Here is a 7977-nt window from a genome sequence, read left to right on the forward strand (position 1 = left end):
CTTCCGTAACCAGCCCCGTTGATGCCAGCAACAGGCAACGTGAAATGAAAATGACTCCCAACATTTTGCTCACTTTGGACCCAGATTTTCCCTCCTTGTCGTTCTACAAGATCCGCGGCTAATGGCAAGCCCAAACCCGTCCCCCCAAATTCTCGTTTCATGCTATCATCAATTTGCTCAAATGCTTTGAAAATAATATCCAGTTTGTCAGATGGAACCCCCAATCCAGTGTCACTAATAATAAAGTGTACTAAATTGCCTTCCTGTTCCACAGACACGGAAATGCGCCCTTCATCACAAAACTTTTCGGCGTTTCCAAGAATATTAATCAAAATCTGTTTTAATCGAATAGGATCAGCCCAAACCCATACATTGTTTGGAACAGTTAATTTAAGATCTAGATTTTTGTTTTTAATTTTAGATCCAATAATATTGATAACGTCATTGATAGAATCACTAACATTGGTAGATGTTGGATTAATCGTTAATTTACCAGCATCCATTTTGGCAAAATCTAATATTTCATTTATGAGCGTCAGCAAATGATTGGCCGATTCAAGCCCCCCATTTGCAATCTCAACGACTTCAGTTTCAAGATCATTAATTGCCTGTTGTAGGGGTTCGCGATACTCTGATGGAATCGCTAATTTTAACGCATTCAGTTTCTTCATCCCCTTAAACAGAGCCAACTGTTTTGAAAACTCTTCGAGGGGGCCCTTCAATCCCTGAGTTGGAGTGCGCAATTCATGACTGACTACATTAATAAAATTAGTTTTAGCCTTACTTGCCTGTTCCGCTTTGTCACGTTCCTGTTCTGCAATCTTACGTTGATTTCTTAGGTTTTTCGTTTTTTCTTCAACCTGATCTTTTAGAAACTCTCTTCTCCCTGTTGTGATCAAAAAGAATGCTCCCACAAAGCTTGTGAGAACCATGCCGCCGACTAAAATTATCCAAGCATCATTTTGTCTGTGTTTCGTTAAATAGCTTTGAGTCGGCGAAACTTCGTAAATCCATTCGCGACCTGCAAAGTTAACGGAGGTGTGTCTGGATATGGGGAGGTATCCACCGAAGATTCCTTCTTCATCCAGTACGGACACAGTCATTTCATGCAAGGTGGTTTCAATCAGGACCTCTACGTTATAGGGTTCTGTTTTATCTGATAATCGGTACGAGATACCTTCTTGGTCAAGATGCTCGATAGCTGATTTGATAATATCACCGCCTCTAAAAACGCCCACCATATAGCCCGTTAAGTTCGTTCGTGTTTTTTGTGTGGTTTTGTCAGAACCGTTTGTTTGATAAATCGGCATAAACACGAGAATGCCAAACTGTGAGCCCGTCTCTTGAATCAATTTGATTGGTGCAGTGGCGAAAGGTTGGCCTGTTGCTCTCGCCAACTCCAGAGCTTCTTTTCGTATTTTATTGGACGCCACATCAAATCCGAACGCTTTTATGTTGCTGTCAAAAGGTTCTATAAACTGAACGGATACGTACTCGTCTCGGTCATTGGCTGGTATAAGTTTTCCATCCGCATTTCGCTCGGTAATATGAAAATGCGCAAACCCTTCTTGTTGAATAGCGCTCTCGAATTGAGCGCGTTCATTTTGATGGATAAGGGGGTTCCATGACAAGGCTTGAATCCCGGGAAGGATTGTAAACTGACGTTGAGTAAATTTACTAAACTGTTGCCTGGTCATGTTTGGGGTAGCTGCATAAAATCCCTCTAAAGAATAAAGGACATTTATGTATTTACTCAGGGTCTGCTCGATAGCGGGCGCAAGAGGTAATAGTTGTTGGTCAAATTGAAATTTTAGGCGTTGGCGTTCCCACTGTAAGCCTGAGTTAACGAAAAAAACCGTCAAAATAAATGCCCCGGTCATAGAAAGAGTGACAGTCAATTGCCGTGGCTTCCAACTTTCTCGAGGTTTCATTGTGTATAACAAAACGAGAGGCGTAAATATGAGAACGCCGGTGACATCACCTGCCCACCAAGTCATAAAATTGGTCAATGTGTTTGTGCTAGGTATGATACCTGTAAGCATAAGGCTACCAACGCCAACAGTCGCATTTATCAGACAACCTATTGGCCCACCAAAGAGCATAAATAAGAAGATATCCCGCTCTTTATCTAAGCGGTTTGGAAAGTTCGCAAATTTCCGAATTAAATACGCGCCCACCATAGCTTGAACGGCAGAGCCTATGCCAATAATTGTTGGCACAATTATTAACTCAGCGACAGTTTGATCGCTGCTTGGGTCAAGAAAGGTCCAAATATTTGTTAAAATAGATCCAACGAAGACACCCGGTAAAACTTTGCTACCCCATATAAGCGTTACCGCTAGCGCTATACCAGCGGGAGGCCAAATAGCTGTTGCAAATCCAGGAGGTATTGCCAACATTAGGCTAAGCTTGCCCGTCACCGCATAAGCGATCGCAACTCCAAGTGATAGAAGCACCCAACGTCCAGCATATCTGTCTTCGTAAATAGTCATTATAGCCTTCTACTTTGAAAATAATACACAGTCTTACCTCACCACTGGCAGCAGTGCTTATAATGTGGAGTTTCTCGAACGAAACACTTCTGCAGTTGCCAAGGCGTAGGTATCAATGGGCGCCGCATTAAACTTCATAATAAGTGCTCATTTTCCGCATTGAGCAGATCACCATGCCTTCTGTTTCAATGAAAATACGACTGTCAGGTAAGAACCTACTCCTTTTCTGTAAACCAGCTATCTTCATCTGACATTTCACCATAATCAACATCATCCAAATAATTAGACACATATGCTCCAACACTTCCTTTGGTGTAGCCGTCTGCGTTCAGAATCGGCGCAAACTCCTGTAAACCATGACGCAAAAATTTGGCACGCAGATTTATTGGTAATACTGCCAGAGTTATGGTCTGCTGTACCAAGAGCTGTTTTATGAGTATGGTGACTACATCAACCAGCTCCCCATGAGAAATAGGTTCAATTGGTTTTTCCTCAGATTGTTTAAGATAAAGGGCCTGCTCAATCGTGTTGATAAACAAATCCCGAGGGCACGGTTTAGACAAATACAAATGATCTGATCCAACTAACCGAAAGGCCGTCGATTGGTTGTAATGACCAGACAAAATAATTCGGACCGTGTTTGGGTATAACTCCGCGACTATACCAAGAAGCTCCTCACCAGGCATTCCCGGCATCATCATATCGGAAACGATGAGATCATAGGAATGACCATTCATAAGCTGCAGCGCTTCTTCTCCTCCCGTCACAAAGTCTATCTGCCACTCACCATTTTTTCCCCTTAGTGACCGTTCTAACCCCTTTAAAACATGGACTTCATCATCAACGCAAAGGATGCGCGCACCCTCGCCCTTTGGAGCGACGGTTGAGATAATGGATATGACATTAGATGTCCCTCTAATCACGTGCGCCGCACTTCTCTCTGTTTGGGCGTTGAGACATGTTAAAATTCCTGTTTTGTTTTAAAGCACACCACGGAGGACACGATGGACACAGAGTTTATCTTTCTACTCCGTGAACTCTGAGATCTCTGTGGTAAAAAATTTAAACCTCCTACGCACCCTCTAATCACGTGCCCTGGCCTCACTGGTCATCTGCCGAAGCACGTGGGACGGGATGAGACCTTTCTTGTCGGTGGTGTTCATTTTGTCAATTGTGAGGTTGTAGAGGTCCATCATCATGTCTTCCAGATCGATGGACACCCCTTTGGGCAGTTTGGCAAAGGTGGCATCCATTTTAATGGTCATGCGCTGAATGGCGTTGCGCGTGGCCTCTGCACCCAAAATATTTTCATCGGTGCCGATCTCAACAATCAAATGTGCCACCGCCAACTTGTAGGCCTTGGTCCAACAGGTCACCCGGGCGGCCTCACCCACTTTGTCCAGGGCCACCAAGTCTTGCAAGGTAAGCTGGCGGGCAATCTCATCGCTTGAGGGCCGGTTACTCGCACTTGGCAGTTCCATGGCGTGATAGAGTTTGAGAACCAATTCGTGCAGAACGTAGCCCTGACACGACTTTCCACGGGAACACAAAAGACAGTTTTTAATAATACCAACCCCTCTTAGCTCTGATTTTCTGTGTCATAAAGTTAACTGGCATCCGTATCATGTGCGTTCCGATCCTTATTGAGCATTTCGCTGCTGGTAATTGTTTGAGGGAGGTTTGCTGACTTGATCTGTAACAGTCTCGGTGCCCACGCGGGGCTCCCGACGTTCCCGACCTTCGTATGATAACATGCTGCGTCGACGCCTATCAGGACCAAAAAAAGAGTGATCCCCCCCGACCCGAATGAACGGTCTGGGGTTTTTAATAATGGTTGCAATGCGTGAATAGAGGTTCGTCGCAGAAACTGGCTTGGCAAGGTATTCGTGAATTCCCGCATCCCTCGCCTCGGTGATGCGGTTGAATTCTGTGTGAGCCGTGAGCATAATAATCGGGACAAAAGGCGATGGGCTTTTGGAGGTGTCTCTGACCATCCTCGCAAACGTGACACCGTTAATAGGGGTCATATTATAGTCCAAAATAACGATGTCGATGGGGAAATCGTCCATAACTTTCATGGCTTCCATAGCATCTCCAGCAAGATGAATGCTTTTGACCCCCAGGCCATTCAACACGCTTTTCACTATCTTGAGCATGTGTTTGTCATCGTCAACAAGAAGAAAGTTCAGCTTTTCTAGGTTGTAAGCAGATGCAAGTGCTTGGTTCATTGTTTTTCAACCAATGACTGTCGGAAACGATCAACTTGATTAAGAAGTACCATCATTCCAAAATTGTCTTTTCCCTCCCGAAGCGCCCTGTTAAGTGCAAAAATCAGCTCATTTGCGGCGAAAGAGAGCTCTTTGAAGACCGGAGAAGGGTCCTGAGCCGGACTTAATTGATTTTGAATTGAAACAAGATCGGCCTCATCAGGTTTTAGCAGAAATTCTATTTCCTCAGACGTCAGACAGGCATCGTCTGGTGTGTAATGCTGACGTGTAATATTTTTGTTCTGCAAGGCCATAATATCTATATCTCCTCAAAGAATCTAATATCGACCCTTTCAATCATTATTTTATATGGCCTTAAAAACACGAGATATCCCCATATGGTGATATCTAACCTGCCAAAATCTGTTTTTCATGGAGGGAAAGCAGAAAGGGCAGTGTCAAATGCGTAAAGTAACCCAACTCACACATAACAATCGCGCAGATCGTCGGCGCAAGCACCCTTATCTTTCCTTTAACATCAACGGAACGATCTTCAATGTCGTTGATATGTCTATGGGAGGCTGCAAACTGGAAGAAACCGTCCCTGGTTCGTCCCAGATGTTAAAAACAGGGGAAGAATATACCGCGTACACAGTTACATGTCGTTATCCGTCAGCCTGTTCAAACTCATGCAACAGTCGCATGTCTGGCCAGAATAACAAAATTTCAAACGTCACCATGAAGGTCAAAATCGTTCGGGAGAGCGAGTTAGGGAAGACTTTAGGCGTTCGCTTTATGCGCCTTTCGTCAGAGCAATTTGATAAAATTGACAGCTTTATGAGCTGTATGGGCAAAGAAAAAGCCCCACACCCTTCTGGTGTCGCCTCCATACTGGCCAAGATCAAACAGGGGCTAGGGCTTGCGAGCCCTGCGACGCCAAAGCACTCCTTCCGGAGCGAAGCTCCGAGGGGTGGGGCTGCGAAGGCTGCGAGCCCTGCCTCCCTGCAAACTTCGTTTGCGAAGAGGAACTAGGGTCAGAGGGAACAAAAATGTCTAGTGGAAAAAAAGCAAAAAAAATAGGCAATGTTGAGGAACATTTACGACCGCCCTTCTCCCACATGTCCGCAACACCGATTGAGGACCAACTTAAAAATGGCGAGAAGCTCATCTGGTCAGGCAAACCCAACCCAGAGGAGCTTGCAGGAGCACATGCCGGTGCCGTTTTAATGGGCATAGCCTGTATTTCATTTGCCATTATATGGCACCAAGTGGTGTTCCAAAATGTCACAATCGGGGCCACAGGCATCGTAATGGACTCCGTTCAGGTAGTCACCTGGTTGTTTGCAGGTCTTGGCAGCATATTTTTGAGCATTCCGCTTTTCGTGTATTTGATTGGCGCACATTATATGCTTTATGCCGTGACCAATAAACGCTTGATGATCATTAGGTTGTTTCCAACCGCTTCGGTGCAGAGCTTCCCCATTAACGATGTTTTTCAGGTCAATTCGACCGTGCTTTATGGAATGGGCAACCTGCTCTTCGACCTCCCAGGGGTAAAACAAAATCACCTTCAGGCCTATCCAGGTTTTTACGGCATACCCTCCCCCCTGCGGATTGCAGAGGTGTTCAATACCCTAAAGCACCCTGAACATGCTAAACGTTCAGCCGAAGAAAAAAACAAACTTAAGGACTATATGGAGCGTAAAAAACAAGATCCTCAATGGAACAAAAAGCCAAGCATAAACAAAGTTCCCGTCCCGTCGAGCCATCTTCATCTTATGATGGAAAAGAAAACTGGTGAAATAGTTATTCGGGATTAATCACTTCTGGAAGACTCATTACCATTCTTACCATTTCAACTTGGCGAGTAACACCTAGCTTACTCATTATTCTTTTAATGTATGTCCTCACCGACGCTTCCCTCAAGCCCATTATCTCTCCAATTTTGTCGACCGGATACCCCTTTACAAGCGCCTCTACTAATTTTGATTCAGATGGCGTCAGTTCATAAAGCTGCTGCAGCAAGGCCGCATTTGGGAATTTATTTCGTTCTGGATCAGATATAAAAATCATAGCTTGGCTTAAATTAATAGAATTCTTATTTTTTTTTGAAACAATTAATTTAAAAGATGGTTTAAATGAAGGCCTATCAATAGAAATTGCATTAATATCACCATCACCTGTATTTGATAGAACACCATCAATTGTATTGTGTAATTTTTTATTCGTAGCTGCAGAGATTGCATTGAGTGTGTTATTCAATCCAACAAATAAACCATCTTTTTCTGACAAAATAGTCGATGCTGACCTATTTTGATATATAATAGAATGTTCTTTATTAACAGAAACCAAACCTATTGGAAAACTATTAGTAAAATCATCGCCTATTGATAAATTAATTTGTTTATTTTTATATTCTTTACTGTTAATGTACAATATAGCTTCTCGAATTCCTTCCTCTATGATTATTGGTGCGCATGGTTTAATGTAAAATCTAAAAATATTTGATGTGTTCATTAAATTTGTAGCAACGGACAGGTCAGCTGTTCCAGTAAGAACAATACAGCATGTATTTCGAGAATTTTCATTTAAATCTCTAATCAAATCTATACCAGACATTATAGGCATTTTTAGGTCGGTTACTAAAATATGTGGCTTATCTGTACAACATTCTATTAATGCTGATTTAGCACTGTCTAGGTAAACAATATTCCATTCTGATTCTAATTTACGAAATGAGCGCCGTAAAGAATCAATAATATTTTTATCATCATCAACAAATACTATGTGAGGCTGGCCCATTGCCGTGCTCCGCTTATATAAGCCATTTTCTGGTATGAGTTGGTTCCACTTCAATAATTAGTGAAGCGGTCGAAAGCTTATAAAATTATCTTAGGGGCTTGACACATTCTAATCCAGTTACAAATGCAGGGCAATAGCATGAATTTTGATGACGTAGTCGCCCGTGAAAACCTCTTCAGGCAGTCAGTGGCCCGCTGCACTGATCATTGCGCACGTTCCACAGCCTGATCCAAACGACAAACAAAGAGAGGATATTGCGATTTTTCGGCGTTCCCCGTCCCTCAACCACCTCGTAAAAGGTGTTCTCCTTCATCCGGGTGGCGAAGAAGATGGAGTTTCGATTATGTAAATGTACACATAATCGAAAAAATGCGCTCTTCGCTGGCCATGATACCGGAGCTCAAAATTGGGGCATCATCACATCGCTGATCGAGTCCGCAAAATTAAACAAGATCGAACCACAAGCCTATATAGTT

At 43.3% G+C, this 7977-nt stretch carries 8 protein-coding genes; 2 read left to right on the forward strand and 6 right to left on the reverse strand.

The genetic code is table 11. The annotated features are described in order from the left end of the window. From BEN30_RS17500 to BEN30_RS17520, 5 genes are all read right to left on the reverse strand, one after another. A partial coding sequence (locus BEN30_RS17500) for a CHASE domain-containing protein (protein ID WP_069959590.1) occupies positions 1-2492 on the reverse strand: 2492 nt, incomplete at its 3' end. A 215-nt stretch (positions 2493-2707) separates the two neighbouring features. Then, positions 2708-3415: a response regulator gene (locus BEN30_RS17505; RefSeq protein WP_069959591.1), complete on the reverse strand. Its 708-nt coding sequence runs from the start codon at positions 3413-3415 to the stop codon at positions 2708-2710. Positions 3416-3574: 159 nt separating this feature from the next. Beyond that, positions 3575-4042, reverse strand: a complete 468-nt coding sequence (locus tag BEN30_RS17510) for a hypothetical protein (protein WP_139135119.1) — start codon at positions 4040-4042, stop codon at positions 3575-3577. Positions 4043-4132: 90 nt separating this feature from the next. Beyond that, positions 4133-4720 carry a response regulator gene (locus BEN30_RS17515; RefSeq protein ID WP_069959593.1) on the reverse strand — a complete coding sequence of 196 codons (588 nt, stop codon included), beginning with the start codon at positions 4718-4720 and terminating at the stop codon, positions 4133-4135. Then, positions 4717-5013: a hypothetical protein gene (locus BEN30_RS17520; RefSeq protein ID WP_069959594.1), complete on the reverse strand. Its 297-nt coding sequence runs from the start codon at positions 5011-5013 to the stop codon at positions 4717-4719. Before BEN30_RS17520 ends, BEN30_RS17515 begins: the two co-directional genes overlap by 4 nt. Positions 5014-5161: 148 nt before the next feature. Here BEN30_RS17520 and BEN30_RS17525 point away from each other — a divergent pair, with 148 nt between their 5' ends. Together BEN30_RS17525 and BEN30_RS17530 are read left to right on the forward strand one after the other, a co-directional pair. Beyond that, positions 5162-5731 (forward strand): PilZ domain-containing protein, encoded by a 570-nt coding sequence (locus BEN30_RS17525; RefSeq protein ID WP_139135120.1) that lies wholly within the window; start codon positions 5162-5164, stop codon positions 5729-5731. Positions 5732-5748: 17 nt separating this feature from the next. Further along, positions 5749-6519 (forward strand): hypothetical protein, encoded by a 771-nt coding sequence (locus tag BEN30_RS17530; RefSeq protein WP_139135121.1) that lies wholly within the window; start codon positions 5749-5751, stop codon positions 6517-6519. Here BEN30_RS17530 and BEN30_RS17535 read toward each other — a convergent pair. Beyond that, on the reverse strand, positions 6506-7501 hold the full coding sequence (locus tag BEN30_RS17535; protein WP_139135122.1) for a DNA-binding response regulator: 996 nt from the start codon (positions 7499-7501) through the stop codon (positions 6506-6508). The two genes, BEN30_RS17530 and BEN30_RS17535, sit on opposite strands and share 14 nt — an antisense overlap. Positions 7502-7977: the final 476 nt, after the last annotated feature.

It is taken from the genome of Magnetovibrio blakemorei (genome assembly GCF_001746755.1).
Lineage (GTDB): Bacteria > Pseudomonadota > Alphaproteobacteria > Rhodospirillales > Magnetovibrionaceae > Magnetovibrio > Magnetovibrio blakemorei.

Coding starts and splice junctions, on each gene's coding strand:
- BEN30_RS17515 (WP_069959593.1), bottom strand. CDS start 4,720: ATGAACCAAGCACTTGCATCTGCTTACAACCTAGAAAAGCTGAACTTT.
- BEN30_RS17520 (WP_069959594.1), bottom strand. CDS start 5,013: ATGGCCTTGCAGAACAAAAATATTACACGTCAGCATTACACACCAGAC.
- BEN30_RS17525 (WP_139135120.1), top strand. CDS start 5,162: ATGCGTAAAGTAACCCAACTCACACATAACAATCGCGCAGATCGTCGG.
- BEN30_RS17530 (WP_139135121.1), top strand. CDS start 5,749: ATGTCTAGTGGAAAAAAAGCAAAAAAAATAGGCAATGTTGAGGAACAT.
- BEN30_RS17535 (WP_139135122.1), bottom strand. CDS start 7,501: ATGGGCCAGCCTCACATAGTATTTGTTGATGATGATAAAAATATTATT.